The 16,048-nt window shown below is 43.8% G+C and carries 16 protein-coding genes; 3 read left to right on the top strand and 13 right to left on the bottom strand.

Translation table 11 applies throughout. The features are described 5' to 3' along the window. Positions 1–30: 30 nt before the first annotated feature. The 8 genes from SC79_RS03310 to SC79_RS03275 all read right to left on the bottom strand — a co-directional run bounded on the left by SC79_RS03310 (position 31) and on the right by SC79_RS03275 (position 10,451). Positions 31–1,515, bottom strand: a complete 1,485-nt coding sequence (locus tag SC79_RS03310; RefSeq protein ID WP_039073870.1) for a UDP-N-acetylmuramoyl-L-alanyl-D-glutamate--2,6-diaminopimelate ligase — start codon at positions 1,513–1,515, stop codon at positions 31–33. 174 nt (positions 1,516–1,689) lie between these two features. Next, the gene (locus SC79_RS03305) at positions 1,690–3,630 is read right to left on the bottom strand and encodes a stage V sporulation protein D (RefSeq protein WP_039073869.1); all 1,941 of its coding nucleotides are present in this window, start codon (positions 3,628–3,630) and stop codon (positions 1,690–1,692) included. Between the two features lie 133 nt (positions 3,631–3,763). Beyond that, positions 3,764–5,905, bottom strand: coding sequence for a penicillin-binding protein 2B (pbpB, locus tag SC79_RS03300; RefSeq protein ID WP_039073868.1), 2,142 nt, complete (start codon positions 5,903–5,905; stop codon positions 3,764–3,766). A 5-nt stretch (positions 5,906–5,910) separates the two neighbouring features. Next, positions 5,911–6,264, bottom strand: coding sequence for a cell division protein FtsL (ftsL, locus tag SC79_RS03295; protein WP_039073867.1), 354 nt, complete (start codon positions 6,262–6,264; stop codon positions 5,911–5,913). Positions 6,265–6,303: 39 nt separating this feature from the next. Further along, positions 6,304–7,239 (bottom strand): 16S rRNA (cytosine(1402)-N(4))-methyltransferase RsmH, encoded by a 936-nt coding sequence (gene rsmH, locus SC79_RS03290; RefSeq protein ID WP_039073866.1) that lies wholly within the window; start codon positions 7,237–7,239, stop codon positions 6,304–6,306. Positions 7,240–7,308: 69 nt separating this feature from the next. After that, entirely contained in the window at positions 7,309–7,740 is a 432-nt protein-coding gene (gene mraZ / locus SC79_RS03285) for a division/cell wall cluster transcriptional repressor MraZ (RefSeq protein ID WP_010328053.1), read from the bottom strand. A gap of 124 nt (positions 7,741–7,864) precedes the next feature. After that, the gene (gene bshC / locus SC79_RS03280) at positions 7,865–9,484 is read right to left on the bottom strand and encodes a bacillithiol biosynthesis cysteine-adding enzyme BshC (protein WP_039073865.1); all 1,620 of its coding nucleotides are present in this window, start codon (positions 9,482–9,484) and stop codon (positions 7,865–7,867) included. Between the two features lie 70 nt (positions 9,485–9,554). After that, positions 9,555–10,451, bottom strand: coding sequence for a 2-dehydropantoate 2-reductase (locus SC79_RS03275; protein WP_039073864.1), 897 nt, complete (start codon positions 10,449–10,451; stop codon positions 9,555–9,557). A 159-nt stretch (positions 10,452–10,610) separates the two neighbouring features. On the opposite strand from SC79_RS03275, the gene SC79_RS03270 reads away from it, so the two are divergent. Beyond that, positions 10,611–11,093: an N-acetyltransferase gene (locus SC79_RS03270; RefSeq protein ID WP_010328050.1), complete on the top strand. Its 483-nt coding sequence runs from the start codon at positions 10,611–10,613 to the stop codon at positions 11,091–11,093. Positions 11,094–11,146: 53 nt separating this feature from the next. Here the strand turns inward: SC79_RS03270 and gerR are convergent, their stop codons facing one another. The 3 genes from gerR to SC79_RS03260 all read right to left on the bottom strand — a co-directional run bounded on the left by gerR (position 11,147) and on the right by SC79_RS03260 (position 12,596). Next, on the bottom strand, positions 11,147–11,731 hold the full coding sequence (gene gerR, locus SC79_RS03265; RefSeq protein WP_039073863.1) for a sporulation specific transcriptional regulator GerR: 585 nt from the start codon (positions 11,729–11,731) through the stop codon (positions 11,147–11,149). A gap of 145 nt (positions 11,732–11,876) precedes the next feature. Continuing rightward, positions 11,877–12,056 (bottom strand): 50S ribosomal protein L32, encoded by a 180-nt coding sequence (gene rpmF, locus SC79_RS19785; protein ID WP_003154457.1) that lies wholly within the window; start codon positions 12,054–12,056, stop codon positions 11,877–11,879. 21 nt (positions 12,057–12,077) lie between these two features. Then, positions 12,078–12,596: a YceD family protein gene (locus SC79_RS03260; RefSeq protein WP_039073862.1), complete on the bottom strand. Its 519-nt coding sequence runs from the start codon at positions 12,594–12,596 to the stop codon at positions 12,078–12,080. 27 nt (positions 12,597–12,623) lie between these two features. Between SC79_RS03260 and SC79_RS19780 the strand changes: the two genes are divergently transcribed. Continuing rightward, on the top strand, positions 12,624–12,779 hold the full coding sequence (locus SC79_RS19780; protein ID WP_052245560.1) for a hypothetical protein: 156 nt from the start codon (positions 12,624–12,626) through the stop codon (positions 12,777–12,779). A gap of 26 nt (positions 12,780–12,805) precedes the next feature. Further along, positions 12,806–14,053: a nucleotidyltransferase gene (locus SC79_RS03255; protein WP_039073861.1), complete on the top strand. Its 1,248-nt coding sequence runs from the start codon at positions 12,806–12,808 to the stop codon at positions 14,051–14,053. A 17-nt stretch (positions 14,054–14,070) separates the two neighbouring features. Here the strand turns inward: SC79_RS03255 and ddcP are convergent, their stop codons facing one another. Both ddcP and SC79_RS03245 read right to left on the bottom strand, forming a co-directional pair. After that, the gene (gene ddcP / locus SC79_RS03250; protein ID WP_039073860.1) at positions 14,071–15,096 is read right to left on the bottom strand and encodes a protease DdcP; all 1,026 of its coding nucleotides are present in this window, start codon (positions 15,094–15,096) and stop codon (positions 14,071–14,073) included. Position 15,097: 1 nt separating this feature from the next. Further along, positions 15,098–15,880 (bottom strand): patatin-like phospholipase family protein, encoded by a 783-nt coding sequence (locus SC79_RS03245; protein WP_039073859.1) that lies wholly within the window; start codon positions 15,878–15,880, stop codon positions 15,098–15,100. Positions 15,881–16,048 lie beyond the last annotated feature (168 nt).

The raw sequence follows: 16,048 nt of genomic DNA, 5'->3' as shown, positions 1-16,048 counted from the left end.
CAAGCTCCATTATTCAATAACATCTCTTTCCTATGAATTTGTCTTATTCTTATTGAGTTCGACAATCGCTCTCGCCGCCACTTCAGCATCGTCAAAATCGAAAGTTTTGTTTCCGATCTGCTGATAGGTTTCATGTCCTTTTCCTGCAATGAGGACTACGTCGCCTTTTTTGGCATTGGCAATCGCGAAAAAGATCGCCTGTTCGCGGTTTGCAATGCTATGGTAGTATGCGTTCTCTACTCCGGCTTCCATATCTCTTAAAATCGCGCGAGGATCTTCACTTCTCGGGTTATCTGAAGTGAAAATCGGCTCGTCAGACAGCTCCACAGCGATTTTAGCCATTTTCGGGCGTTTCGACTTATCTCTGTCTCCCCCGCAGCCGACAACGACAAAGAGCTTTCCTTCTGTCATGTCTTTGCATGTTTTCAGGACATTTTCAAGGCTGTCCGGCGTGTGCGCGTAATCAACAATAACCGGAAACTCCTGCTGCTGATCCACCAATTCAAATCGGCCTCTTACACCATGCAATTCTTGAACCGCTTCAGTGATCGTTTCAAACGGTATGCCTGCTGCAATACATGTTGTAACAGCTGCCAGCACGTTATACACGTTAAACTGTCCAACGAGCGACATGGTGATATGTGTAGTGCCTTTGTTGGTCACAAGATCAAAGCTTGTGCCCTGTGCCGTGATCGTGATGTTTTTCGCCATTACATCAGCGTCGTTTTTTATTCCGTATGTAGAAATATGCGCTGCGGTCACCTTTTCAAAATAAGCGCTCGCCTCATCGTCAGCGTTCAGTACGGCACACTTTGGACGTTCATGGTTGAAAGCCCCGCCCAGCTGAGAAAAGAGCAGGCTTTTTGCCTGTCGGTACTCATCCATCGTTTTATGATAGTCCAGATGGTCCTGCGTTAAATTCGTAAACACAGCAATGTCATAATCACAGCCATGAACACGTCCTAAAGACAATGCGTGAGAAGAAACTTCCATGATGGCAGTGTCAACTTGCTTGTCATTCATTTTCTTAAACGTTTTCTGCAGCGTGACGCTTTCAGGTGTCGTGTTTTTAACGGGAAGTGTTTCATCGCCGATTTTCATGTACATGGTGCCGATCAAGCCTGTGCGTTTTCCCGCTTTTTTCAGAATCTCATCAACCATGTGGGTCGTTGATGTTTTTCCGTTTGTGCCTGTTATCCCGATCAGCTGAAGCTTCTTCGTCGGCTGTCCGTAAAACGCATCAGACAGAACGCTGAGCGCCCGCAGTGACTGCCGGACAATAATGACAGGCACATCCACATCAAGCTCTCTTTCTGCCACAATAGCCGCTGCGCCGCTTTCTACTGCTTTTTGGGCAAAATCATGTCCATCCACCGTATACCCTTTTACACATACAAAAAGACTCCCTTTCTTTACTTCCCTGGAGTCCATCTCAATTGAAGTTATTTCAGGGTCTTGTGAGTCGTTTACAGAAGGTTCGGTTGTTAAGTATCGTAGCAGCTTTGTTAGTTTCATCGTATCAAACCTCTCAACATTCTAATTCGTTCTTTTTATCATTGAAGTCACGTCAAATGATGTGATAATGATTTTAAGCATACAGTTCATATTTTAGCGTAAATAAAAGGATACATCCAGCTAATCTTGAAAGATATCAGCATTTTTCTGCAATAAAATAATAGGCAGCCCGAATCAATCGGCTGCCTCCTTTTCATCCTCTTCAGTCAAATAAACACGTATCTTTGAGCCCTCTTTTACTTTCGTTCCGGCAGCCGGCGATTGTTTCACAATTTTGCTTCCTTTCCCGGAAGCATCCACATTGAGATTCACCAAAATCGACTCAAGATCTGAGACAGACATCCCTACAACATTCGGAACTTCTACTGTTTTTGTGTCGTTCCATTGGTACTTTTTCTCGATTTGATTTTTACGAGGCTTCACACCAAGCCCCGGCAGGCTGTCTCTCATCATATTCCCGACAATAGGCGCTGCAACCGTTCCGCCAAATTGAATCGTGCCTTTCGGGTTATCCACCGCGACATAGACGACAAGACTCGGATCATCAGCCGGAGCGAAACCGATAAATGATACAATGTGGTTGTTTTCAAGGTATTTTCCATCTTTAACCTTTTGTGCCGTTCCCGTTTTACCGCCAACACGATATCCTTCTACAAATGCGTTGCGGCCGGTGCCTTCTGCGACAACACTTTCTAAAGCATAGCGGATTTGTTTGGACGTTCCCTCAGAAATGACTTGTTTCTTTGAGATTGGCGATTGTTTTTTGACCGTTTTTTTCGTTACAGGGTCAATCCATTCCTTTGCAATATAAGGTGTATAAAGCGTTCCTCCGTTTACAGCGGCGGATACGGCTGCAACCTGTTGAATAGGCGTGACGGATACCCCCTGTCCGAAAGCTGTAGTCGCTTGCTCGACCGGGCCAACTCTGTCAAGCGGGAATAAGATTCCTGTTCCTTCACCTTGCAGGTCAATTCCTGTTTTTTGGCCGAAACCAAAGTCTTTAATATATTTAAAAAGCGTATCCTTGCCTAGGCGCTCGCCCAATTCAACAAACCCCGGGTTACAGGAATTCTGTACAACTTCTAGAAACGTCTGCAGTCCGTGCCCGCCTTTTTTCCAGCACCGCAGTCTCGCTCCGTCCACTTCCACATGCCCTTTATCATAAAATTGATCACGTTTCAAATTTACCTTTTGCTCTTCAAGAGCTGCTGCAAGTGTAATAATTTTAAAGGTAGATCCCGGTTCATACGTGCTCCATACCGGCAAATTCCGATTGTAGACGGACGGATCGACTGATTGATAAGCGGCCGGGTCAAAGTCAGGCCTGCTGGACATTCCCAATATTTCTCCGTTTTTCGGATTCATGGCCACTGCAATCATACCGTCTGGGTGATATTTAGCTTCAGCGTTATCAAGCTCTCTTTCCAGTATCGTCTGAACCTTTGAATCAACCGTCAGCTTCAGATCAAGCCCGTCCTTAGGCGGTGTATAATCGTCCGCTTCATCAGGCATTTTCTTCCCCTTGGCGTCTGTATAAAACTTAACAGAGCCCTTTTCCCCTTTTAAATCATCATCGTAATAAGCTTCCAGACCTAGGAGACCTTGATTGTCAATTCCAGCAAATCCGAGCACATGAGATAAAAAGCTGCCGAACGGGTAATGGCGGATACTGTCCTCCGCAACATACACTCCTTTTAAATCGAGCGCTTTGATTTCTTTCGCCTTTTCATTTGAAATCTTTCTCCCTTCAGGAGTTATCTTTTCGATTGATGCTTTTTTTGTCACATGCTTATATACTTTTTCTTCTGACATGTTTAAAACTGCCGCAAGCTGCTTGCTCGTTTTCATCGGGTTTTGGACTTGGCGCGGCACGACGAATACGGTCGGCGCACTTTTGTTTGTTGCGAGCTTCACACCGTTCCGATCCAGGATTTCGCCTCTCTCCGGCTCAAACGGCAAGTTCCTGCTCCAGGAATCTTTTGCTAGTGAAGTCAGTTTCTCCCCCATCACAAACTGAACATACCCCAGCCTTGTATCAATGATCAGAAACACGATCACGCCAAAAAGCAAAACAAATAATAAACGTTTTCTAACCGTTACATTCGAGACGCGCAAGAGACCGTTCACTCCTTATTTAAGCTTGTTTCATTTTATGCCTGAACTTGGACAGGTAGAACGATGCTCCTCTGAAGGTATAAAAAAAAGAAAGCCTGCATATAGGGAAATCCCCAGCAAGCTTTCTTTCTATTTAATCAGGGTTTTTAAACGTCACCTTGATGACGGTTTTGTCTTTTATTTCTTTGTCCTTCTTAACGCTTTGGCTGACAGCGTAGCCTTGTCCGCTTACTTCCATATGAATACCCGCCAGTTCGCCGTACTGAAGAACCTCTCTTCTCGACCAGCCAGTCATATCAGGCATTTTGATTTTGCCGCCCGTTTTCAGGAAGACCTTCTGATTGGTCAGAACCTCCTCATCCTCTTTCGGATACTGTTCTTTTACAGCGACATCACTGCCGATAACAACCGGTGTGAGATTCTCTTCCTTTGCTTTCTTTTGAGCACCAGCTACCGTTTGGTCTGTCAAATCAGGCATCGTTTGCGCTTTTGTTTCTTCTTTATCCGAGTCAGATTTTTCAGTTGGTTCGATGTTCAGGTAGTGCAGGCTGTTTTTCATTGTTGGGTTGAAGATTTCAGAAACAGGGTCTGAGCTGCTTTGTCCCGCTTTTAACTGCGGCTGCTGCACAGCAACATAAATTAAAAGCTCAGGATCATCTTTCGGAGCCATCCCCATAAACGAAAAGATATAGTTACCTGTTCCGTTCAGATATCCGCCTTTCCCTGCTATTTGGGCAGTACCTGTTTTTCCGGCAACATCAAATCCTTCGATTTTATAGGGCTTCCCTGTTCCAATTTTCGATGTTACAACTTCTCCCAAAATATCTCGCACTTCTTTCGCAGTGCTTGCAGAAATTGGAGTTCCAGCTGATTCCGGCTTATTTTGATAGACGGTTTTATCTGAATCTGGATCAATAATATGGTCAATGACATAAGGTTTCATCATTTTGCCATCATTTGCAATTGCTGTTGCGGCCTGAAGCTGCTGAATCGGTGTAACAGCAGATGCTTGGCCATATGCGGTTGATGCTTTATCGAATTCATACTTAAAGTTGATTTTACTTGAGACCTCATTCGGCAAATCTATACCTGTTTTTTGATCCAAATTGAATTTGTGTAAATACTGATTGAGGCGATCGTACCCCAGCTTTTCTTTCGCCAGTTTCGCAAATGCAACATTTGACGATCTTAGTACGCCGTCATGATACGTTGTCGGCCCCCAGCCTACACCCTGATTATGATCCTTCACAGGTTCCCCGCCAACTTCAAACGTACCGGATTTGTATTTTTCATTCGGATTAAACACATTTTCCTGCATCGCAGCAGCAAGTGTAAAAATCTTCATTGTTGAACCAGGCTCATACGCATATGAAATCAAATCATTATAGTAGTTTGTCACATCACGCGTGTTCGGATCAAAGCTTGGTCGCTGTCCCATGGCAAGCACTTTTCCTGTTTTCGGATCGACGACCGCGGCCATGATTTTTTTCGGTTTATACTTTTTCGCCACTTTTGTCATGCTGTCTTCCAAAAAAGTTTGAATTTTCTGGTCAATGGTTAAATAAACATTGTCTCCATTTTTTGGCGCTGTAATTTTATTTTTGCTGTTCGGGAGCTCCCAGCCGGATTTGTCGCTTTCATAAGTCACATATCCGTCCTGCTCTTTCAAATACTTATCCAGTACCTTTTCTAGTCCCATCGCGCCGGAAATTTCATTTGTATCTCGATCAACCTCGGCATAGCCGATTAAATTAGATGCAAAAACACCGTTTGGATAGAAACGTTTTGTATCTCGCAAAAATGAAATGCCGGGAAGTTTTAGCTTTTCAATTTTTTTCTTTTGAGAATACGTGATATCCCGACCCGCTGAACCGAACTCCACTTGTTTCGCATCCTTGTTTAAGATATCAAGGAGGTCAGCTTTGTCCATCTTTATCTCTTTAGACAGCGCTTCTGCCGTTTTTTCTTTGTTTTGAACATGCTGAGGGTGCTTTTTATCAGTGGTCATTTTTTTATCGAGAATAGCGATCAGCTTATACGTCGCTGTGTCCTCTGCAATCACTTTTCCAGTTCGGTCTAAAATCGAGCCGCGGCTTGCTTCGATGGTCCGTTTCTTTTCATGCTGTTCTGTCGCTTTTGTCGCAAGCACTTCACCGTTTGCTTTTCCGGTTATTTGAATGTATGCCATTCTCCCCAGGATGACAAAGAAAAAGAGAGCGAAACAAATACTTAGAATCGCCGCTCCTCTATTCATAAATTTATTCTTTTTTGGCATTTGGATCATTCCTGTATGTTTTTCACTTTTTTATCTTTTAAGTTCAAGCCGTTTTTTTTCGCAATGTCCATGATGCGCTGCGGTTTGCTTAAATCAGCAACGGTTTTTTCGAGGTCACCAATTTGCTTGTTTTCGGAGGAAATTTGCTCCTCAAGTTTTTGTACCTCAATATTGGTTTGATATGCTGCATACGCCTTCGATACGATCAAAAGCGATACGCAGAGCACCACCGAAGCAAAGAGGACAAGAAGCACTTTCTCTCCGAGAGTAATGGAAGCCCTTTTCTTGACAATCACTTTTTTCTCAGGTCTGATCGCATGCCGCTGCTGTTTCTCTTGTTGGTAAGCTAAATTGCTCATAGGCTGATGACCTCCTTTTCAATTTGCCTTCGCGTTTCGTTATTTTCTTTTTTCGGCAATCCGAAGCTTCGCAGAACGGGCCCGGTTGTTTTCTTCAAGCTCTTCTTGGGATGCCGTAATCGGTTTACGTGTGATGAGCTTCAACTCTGGTTCAAACTCTTCCGGTATGACAGGAAGACCCGGAGGAAGATCTGGAAGCGACGACTTTTCTTTAAAAGTGGTTTTGCAGATTCTATCTTCAAGCGAGTGGAAGGTAATGACTGATACCCTTCCCCCTGGTTTCAGAACCTCAATCGCCTGCTCCAATGCCTCTTCAAACACTTTCAGTTCATCGTTCACGGCAATTCTGATTGCCTGGAACACGCGTTTCGCGGGATGTCCTCCGCTCCTTCTCGCTGGAGCGGGAATCGCGTCTTTTATTAGATCGACCAGTTGGCCCGTAGTTTGAATAGGAGATTTGATTCTTGCCTCCTCAATTTTTCTGGCGATCTGTTTGCTGAACTTCTCTTCGCCGTATTTAAAGAAAATACGGACGAGATCCTCATAGCGCCACTCATTAACGACTTCTTTCGCCGTAAGCGTGGCCGACTGGTCCATCCTCATGTCCAACGGTGCGTCATGATGGTAACTGAATCCGCGTTCCGGTGTATCCAGCTGCGGCGAGGACACCCCTAAATCAAATAAAATACCGTCTACTTCTGTAATGCCTTGTTCATTCAAACATTCTTTTAAATACCTGAAATTGCTTTTGATCAGAATGAGCTGCCCTTTATAATCGGACAACGTTTCTTTCGCATGCTGTAACGCCGTATCGTCTTGGTCAAAAGCGATTAAACGCCCCTTCTCGGATAACTGCTGCAATAAGTATGTACTGTGCCCAGCTCCGCCGAGTGTGCAGTCTACATATGTACCGTCCGGTTGAATATTGAGCCCGTCTACGGTTTCACGAAGAAGTACTGTCTTGTGTTGAAACATATTGTGTTGGTCCCACCTTTTATCAGGATGAATTGAAATTATTTGTAGAGTGTTATACACGAAGAATCATTATATATCAAACCCAATCATGTTTTCAGCAATTTCAGCAAATGAATCTTCTTGCTCTTCTGTGTATTGTTCCCAAATTACTTTACTCCACAATTCAATTCGATTAGAAACCCCGATAACAACACATTCTTTTTCCAGTTTGGCGTAATTCAATAGAGATGATGCGATATTTACCCTGCCTTGCTTGTCCAGTTCGCATTCGGTCGCCCCTGAAAAGAAGAAACGGGTAAACGCGCGGGCATCTTTCTTAGTGAGAGGAAGAGCTTTTAGTTTTTCTTCAATTTGTTTCCATTCGTGCATAGGGTAGCCAAAGAGACATTGGTCAAGCCCTCTGGTCAGCACAAACTGCTCACCAAGGCCATCTCTGAATTTAGCGGGTACGATCATGCGGCCCTTCGCATCGATAGTATGCTGATATTCACCCATAAACATGATCTCTTGCCCCACTTTCTCTCCTTAACTCACCACTATCCACCACTTCTCTCCACTACTTCATTTTACACTGTTTACCCATAAAAAAAACCCTGAACTAGTCAAGGTTCTTTAAAACTTTATTTCAAAGTTTGACAACTTGATGTTGATTTTGAAAAGAAAATGGCAGATTCTTGAATGAAATGAAGAATTTTGGGCCGTACCTGTTTAAATAATACATGATATTCCAAATTCGCTCTTGCGGCGCAAGCATCGGCTTAATGCTATTTTGGATTCTCTCATAATCCTTTAGGACGCAGCCTTCTTTTTCTTCAATTCGCTTTGTCACTGTCCGCTCTATGAACTGTAGCTGATCCTGAATAAAAGCGGCATTCTTCAGGAGTAAAGGCTCCATGCTTTGGTCAACCTTTAACGCCTCCTGCCGGACTGTTTTGTGAATCGCTTCAATTTGGTTTTTTGCCTGATCTATGACCGCGGTAAACTCTTCTGGAACCTGGCGCTCAAAGTATGTCTCTCTTTGATCCTCCGTTCCGCGTTCAATCGCGTCTTGTAATGAGATATTCCGTTCAAGCAGTTTTTTCTCAATATGCCGTTCAAGTATCGTGATGTTCAGCCTCGGCACAACAGGAGGCATGTTGAAGCCCATCACCCGAAAGGCCTGTTTGAGCTCGCCCCAATAGTTGATTTCTCCGGGTCCTGCAATAAAGGCTAAAGTCGGAATGAGGTATTCCTGCATTAACGGTCTCGTTACAACATTATTGCTGAAGCGCTCAGGATGTTCTTCTATGTGTGTATAAAGTTCATCCATCGTCCATGCGAGATCAAGCTCATTGATGACAAAACGGCCGTTGTCTTTTTCAATTAAAAAACGCTCTTCTTCATATTCATAAAACAGATTCGCCTGCTCTTTTCCGGACTCAATAATGGGTTTGTAGCCAGCTTCACGCATGAAGGCCTGCTGATCTGAAACGGCAAGGGCTAGTTTATCATTTTCCTGAAGAATTTTTTGGAACATGGCCGTCTCCAGCTTTTTAATCCCCGGATCTCCAGAATTTAACAAAACCAATCCCTCCTCTTGGAACAGATCCGCGATCAGCAGTTCAAAGAAATCAGTGAATGTAACAGATTCCCTTAAACATCGTTTCACGTTGTCGAGAAGTGCATTCGTATGATCTGTTTCTTCAAAAGCGGCAAATACATCATCTATCCACGCGGCGCATTTTTCCTGATCAAGCGATGTGCTCGCTGCCGAAGATTTCTTCCAAAAAGACTGGGCCAGCTTTGTCTTCGCAGGACCATTCTCTTCAGATGTATGGACAAAATTAATCTCATCCAAATCGTGGTCTTCTCCGGCCACCCAAAAAATCGGTATGACAGGCACTTGCAGCTGCTTTTCTTGTTCCTTTGCTAACACAATGATTGAAATGATTTTATGTATCGTATAAAGCGGCCCTGTTAAAAGTCCGGCCTGCTGCCCGCCGACAACAGCGGCACTTGACGGATCCTTCAGCTTCTCAATAGCAGACTGCATGGCACTCGAACCGAATTTATGATGGTAGGAGGATAAGTACGCCGCCAATTCCTCTCTTGCGAAAAACCGGGAAGATAAGTCTTTCAGTCTGTCGCGCCACAAGTCCTTATGATGAATGCTGTAATCAAAAAAAGAAGACATTTCTTCTTTGCCATCTATATAGTGCTGTACAAACACGTTCTGATTTTTGATGGAAAGTTCAGTTAGCTGCATCTTCTAGAACTTCCTTTCTCCAATAAATAGTTAGTTATCCGAAATGAGTATAGCATGTTACCAAAAAAGCTCAAAAGACTTTGTTTGTATTTCGCTCCAAAGCTTTAATGCTCATATATAAAAACTCAAGGTGAACAGCATCAAGGCCTTGAAGGCTTGCTTCCTTCAATAAATATCCGATAATGGCGTCAGCTTCCGTCTGCCGGCCTTCGATAATATCAACCAGCATAGAAGAGCGATTTTCTTTTGTTTGCCCGCAAACGGCCAGAACCCGCTCCCAAGCCTCTTCTTCGTTTTCAAGCCTTAAAATGCGGGATGCCTCCTGAAAAACCAGCTTCATAAAAGCAAGATAAGCGGGCGTTGTCAGCAGCTCTCCATTTTTCACCTGCAGTAACGCGGTTAATGGATTGATACAAGCATTTACAATCAGCTTGCCCGTCAGCAAGCGGCACCAATCCGTCTCATAACGAATTGGAAAATCCGAATGGTTATGCTGAAACAAAGTGTTGAGTCGATCTGGTTCAGCGTCGTCGAACGTGCTCCATTTTATCGCACCCATGCCAGTATGTTCAACAACTGTATCTGATTTTCTTACAGCTCCGTGCTCAACGATTCCAACATAAATGGAATGGCCGACGCCCCAGTCTTTCAAATCGTGGATATGCCCCATGCCATTTTGCAAAAACAATATATTCGTTTTCCCGACCCGTTCAAGCAACGAAAAAACAGACTGAAGCTGATGCTGCTTCACTGTCACGACAAGAAGATCGAAATCCGAATTCAGACTCGTGTCCGCATTGCAATCAGTGCTGAATTCTTCTCCGCCTTTATTAAGCCGAACCCCTTCCGACTGAATAGCCGCAGCCTGCTCTTCCCGCCTCGTCACAACAGTCACCTCGTGATGAAGTGACAAATAATAGGCGCATAAAAGACCGACGGAGCCTCCGCCGATAATCCCAATTTTCATGTTGTCACACCCAATTTAACATTTACGTATTATCATAGCAGAAGTACGAAAAAATTACTTCTCAAAGATTCCGTGTGCTCAAAATCAAAATTTTAATATTTGGATTTTTTAAATAAAGCGTTTACAATATATGTAGGAACAACAAAGGGGGATATGGGAATGGTAAAGGTAGAACGTCTGCTCGTCAACTATAAAACGCTTGAAGAATTCAAAAGGTTCAAAGAATACGGCATTCAGGAGCTGTCCATGCTTGAAGATCTTCAGGATAATATTATTGAAAATGACAGCACCTCGCCTTTTTACGGGATTTATTTTGGGGATAAACTTGTAGCGCGAATGAGCCTATATCAAGTTAACGGCAAATCGAATCCTTATTTCGACAACCGCCAGGATTATTTGGAGCTGTGGAAGCTTGAGGTTCTTCCGGGCTACCAAAAGAGGGGATATGGGAAAGCGCTGGTTGAATTCGCAAAATCATTCAACATGCCGATTCGGACAAATCCGCGAATGAAATCAGCGGAATTTTGGAATAAAATGAATTTTGAAGCTGTTAAATATGATATGGCGCGGGATAAAGGGGAAAACCCGCTCATCTGGCATCCTGATATGGACCAAGAAATGACACCGGGAGAGTCTGCATAGAAATAAAAACAACCGGCCTATACACACTCTATGGCCGGTTCATTTCTGGCTCCTTACGTTTCTTGAGCCGCTTTTTTCATTCTTCCGTCTTCTTTTGAAACAACCATTTTTCTGGCCCGATCCATAATATCAATCAGTGCCTTGTAATCCTCTTCTGTCATCTCTAGCTGGTTCCTCAATGTTTGGTTTTCACTCCGTACATCCTCAAGCTCTTTTTGCAGCGATTGGATTTGCTCCTGCAATTTCTCCTTTTCAAGCTGAAATTCATGCACAGACGGCGTTTCTTTGAATTGTTCAAGAAATTGAATGACATCCTGAATGGACAAATCTCGTTTTCCTTCTGATGACGGTGCCGCGGCAGTCTGCTTGACGGAATTCGGCATATTGACCGCATGAACGCCGATTTGTTTTCTCAGTTCTTTCCTCTGCTTTTTCGCAAGCTCTATGCCTGATTGGTATTGCTTTCTCACATATGAGTTCCATCTGAACCCGCATGCTGCCGCGGTTCTGGTCAGCGCTCTTCCAACCTCCTCAAAGGCTGATAGCTGTGTTCCTCCCTCTCGAATATGGCGAAGCACCACTTCTGCCAGCAGCAAATCCTCATCCTGAGTCCAAGCATCTTGTCTTGTAATGGTCAAATTCAATCTCCCTCCATGTCAGCTTATTTATCTCATACATATGCCGGTAATAGATTAGATAGACTATTTGCACTCACAAATTTTCCGCAAGCTGACAAGGAGAGAAAAAGAAAAAGCGCAGGGCTTTCACCCTGCGCTTTTCTGATTAGTTACTTTTTACATTTATGTCTTTGCCGTTGTATGATCCGCATGCTTTGCATACACGGTGAGACAATTTCATCTCTCCGCATGACGGACATTCTGTCATACCAGGTACATTAAGTTTGAAATGTGTACGGCGCAATCTTTTCTTCATTTTAGAAGTTCTTCTAAAAGGTACAGCCATTATTCCCACCTCCTTAAAGAGTTAAGATTCATCATCTTGTTTTAAGAGCTTTTCTAGGGCTGCAAGTCTTGGATCAACTTGATTCTTCTTGTCTTCCTCCGAAATGACTTGCCAGTCCTTTCCTTCTTGAGGAGCAGCTCCTTTTTCTTGTTCAGATTCACAAAAGATTTGCATAGGGATTTCTAAAAGAATTTCTTCTTTCACGATCGGAGTTAAGTCGATAGTATCGTCCTCAACAATGTGAACGTCATCATCTTCTATATCATCCGTCTGATGAAATATAAACAGTTCTTTTGTTGAAATTTCAAATGGATACGGAACATCAACGAGTGTTCTTGAGCATGGCAAAATCATTTCGCCTGAAATTGTAAAATCAAACGAAACCTGTTTGGATTTGATATCCGCTCTGCCCTTCACCCGAACGGGAGAAATGCGGCGAATGTCAGAATTCACCTTTGTCAGCTCATGTAACTCAACTGTTTCATCAAACTCAAAACTTTGGTTCGGCATTTGATGCAGCTGATAAATCGTCCATTTCATTTGTATCACCTCATAAAAGCAACAAACATGATTATAGCTTTTAAGATTGTTTTTGTCAATATTTTTTCTTTACAGCATAATGCTGCCATTGACGTATCGTTGACAGCGGTATATGCGATGCATACACTTAAAATAAAGATAAGGCGTAAGAGTTTTCATCTGCAAATGTACCATACGTTTTGAAACATAGCAAGAAAGGCGGAAAAAATATGAAAGCTGTCGGATTGGTGGTTGAATATAATCCCTTCCATAACGGTCACCTTTATCATGCCCAAACAGCAAAGCGGCAAACCGGATGTGACACGGCTGTCGCTGTCATGAGCGGACATTTTTTACAGCGCGGCGAGCCGGCGATTGTGTCAAAGTGGGTTCGTACAAAAATGGCTCTGCAAAGCGGAGTCGACCTGGTCATTGAGCTGCCCTATCTTTATGCGGTGCAAAAAGCGGAGATTTTTGCGCGCGGCAGTGTTTCCACCCTGAATAAACTTGGGTGCGAGGCGCTTTTTTTCGGAAGTGAAAATGGTGATATTGCGCCGTTTTTAGAAACAGCAAAGCTTATTGATGAGCATAAAGATACGTTTGATCAATGTGTCAAGGAAGAGCTTAAAAAAGGGGCCAGTTACCCAGCCGCGGCAGCTATCGCCTTCAGATCCGTTTTACATACTGAAAACGCACTTGATTTGTCAAAACCAAACAACATTCTGGGATATCATTATGTCACGTCCATTCTTTCCGGGGGATACTCAATGAAACCTTCTACCACAGCGCGTATTGCCTCGGGCTATCATGATGCTGACCTTCCTGGAGGCGAAAACCATATCGCAAGCGCCACAAGCATCAGAAAAGCCATGTTTGAACAGAGTCTTGAAGCCTGCCTTCGTTTTCTTCCTGATACATCTGTAAGTGAATTAGCACATTACCGAAATTCTTTCGGACTGTGGCATACACCTGAAAGCTATTTTTCTTACTTAAAATACAGCCTGTCGATCGTAACAGCACAGGAATTACAGCAAGTATACGAGGTGGAGGAAGGCTTAGAGCACAGAATTCTTCGTTCGATCAGAAAAGCCAGCTCCTACAAGGAATTTATGCAGCTGCTGAAAACGAAACGTTATACGTGGACAAGGCTCCAGCGGATGAACACACATATTTTAAACAGGGCAAACAAACAGGAGATGCATAATCTGCTTGCCGATAAAGAGGTGCCGTATATTAGGCTTCTCGGCATGACGAAAAAAGGACAGGCTTATTTAGCGGAAAAGAAAAAAGCGCTGTCTATTCCGCTTGTCAGCAAACTGTCCTCATTCTCCCATCCCGCACTCGATCTGGACATAAAAGCAAGCAGAATCTACAGCCTGGCGATAGAAGAACCGCTGAGAACTGAATTTGACCTGCAGGAATACGGGCATGCACCGATTCGATATGACGAGGATGAACAACGTTTTTTTAATATATAGAAAAGCACCTGAGAATATCAGGTGCTTTTCGCTTTCAGCTTATTCAAATAATCAATCGCGTCCTGCATCTTATCAACAGGCACAATCTTCATATCTGAATCAATATCTTTTGCTGTTTTTACTGCGTTTTTATAATCGGAATTGCTGGCGCCGTTTTGATTTGGCGCGAAGAAAATGTCTTTTCCGGCTTTGTCTGCGGCGACGACTTTTTGATCTATGCCGCCGATCGGGCCTACTGTTCCGTCAACATCAATCGTACCTGTTCCCGCAATTTCATAGCCTTTTGTCTCGTCTGGTTTTGTGAGCTGATTATAGATTTCAAGAGACATCATTAACCCTGCTGACGGGCCGCCGATATTTTCGATTTCAAAATCAATATCAGGCTTCACTTTGACGTTTCTGTCCGTATAGAGCGAAACGCCGATTCCTGCGCGATCCGGCTCATCAGGAAATTGTTTTAACGTAAGGGTGACACGCTTTTCTTTTTCTTCTCTTTCGATTTTCAACCGTACTTTATCTCCCGCGTTTTTGCTGCTGATATAATCAATCAGCTTTTCAGCAGACTGATAGTTTTTGCCGTCTGCACTGATGATTTTATCACCGACTTCTATTTTCCCTTTTGCAGGCATGTTTTCTACAACTGAGCTGGCGTATATGCCGTTAAACGAATAGCTGACTTTTTTTCCTGCCTTTTGATAGGCGGCTATAACCGCGTTTTCTTGCGAGCTCTGCATCATTTGGAGCTGCCTTTTCATATACTCCTTATCTGATTCCCCTTCTTCCTTGATGCTTTCATCAGGAACAATTTCATAATAAGGGTGCATCTTTGCCCACACATATGTAAACGGATTAGCCGGCCCCACTTTGACAGTCATTAACGACAGACTCCCCGTTTCCGGATAGCCTCCCTCCACTTTTATCAGTGAAGCAAGCTCTGTCGCTTCTCCCGGTTTTGTAATATAGTATGGAAGTTTTATAAATGATAAAACGGCAATCAGAATGAGGATGACAAGCATCCAGCTAAAATGTTTTTTACGAAGCAAATTATGAGCCCTCCCAATTCTCTATTTCTTTTCTTATCTTGCTGATCATTCGATTTGTCGCCTCCTCGCCCGCCGCTATCATTGCTTCAATATTGGCAAACGAGCTTGAGCTGTATGTTTCAAGAGAAGGGCGAATCATGATATCCGCGGCGATCGTCTGATGCCGCACCAATTCATTTTGCAGTATATCCATACTTTGCATAATCACATCAAAAATATGCCCCGCCGTTTCGGTTTTTCGAACTCTGGAGACATCTGAAGCGATGATAACATCAGCCCCCATGTCTTTGACAACCGAAACCGGAATTCGGTCGACGACCGCGCCGTCCACAAGCAGCCGCCCGTCCAGCTTCTGCGGAATAAAGATACCCGGTATGCTGATGCTGGCCCGCACCGCATCTGACACCGAACCCTTTTGGAACACAATCTTTTCTCCTGTCTGTAAATCACACGCAACAATGCCCAGCGGGATTTGAAGCTCTTCGATCGGCTTTCCGAATGTATAAGCATGGACAAGCTGCCTGACGCGATCGCCTTTTAAAAAACCGAGTCTTGGAACCGTATAATCAGCATAAAGCCGACGTTTAAAGGCTTTAGCGACTTTTTTCATCGTGGCTACGTCATGGCCGGCTGCATAGAAACTGCCTACTAAAGCGCCCATGCTGCTCCCCGCAATCATGTCCACTTGAATGTGATGCTTATGTAAACTGGAGAGCACACCGAGATGAGCGAGCCCTCTGGCCCCTCCCGATCCTAACGCCAAGCCGATTTTAGGTTTAGCCAACGCGTTAACCTCCTGCCTGAATTCCCTGTATACCGAATTCTATGGTCTAAACTGAACCCCTATGCTCGTATATTAGTACAAAGATTCAAAAGGACAGGTACTGCTTGGCCGTTTCGTGTCATACCTATTTTATCATGATATACATGTGATTGGGCATTTTTAGCATCG

This window comes from Bacillus sp. MSP13, from assembly GCF_000815295.1.
In the GTDB taxonomy this organism is placed as follows: Bacteria; Bacillota; Bacilli; order Bacillales; family Bacillaceae; genus Bacillus; species Bacillus vallismortis.
Note: the sequence above shows the minus strand (reverse complement) of the source record. Positions and strands in the feature narration are given on the sequence as shown.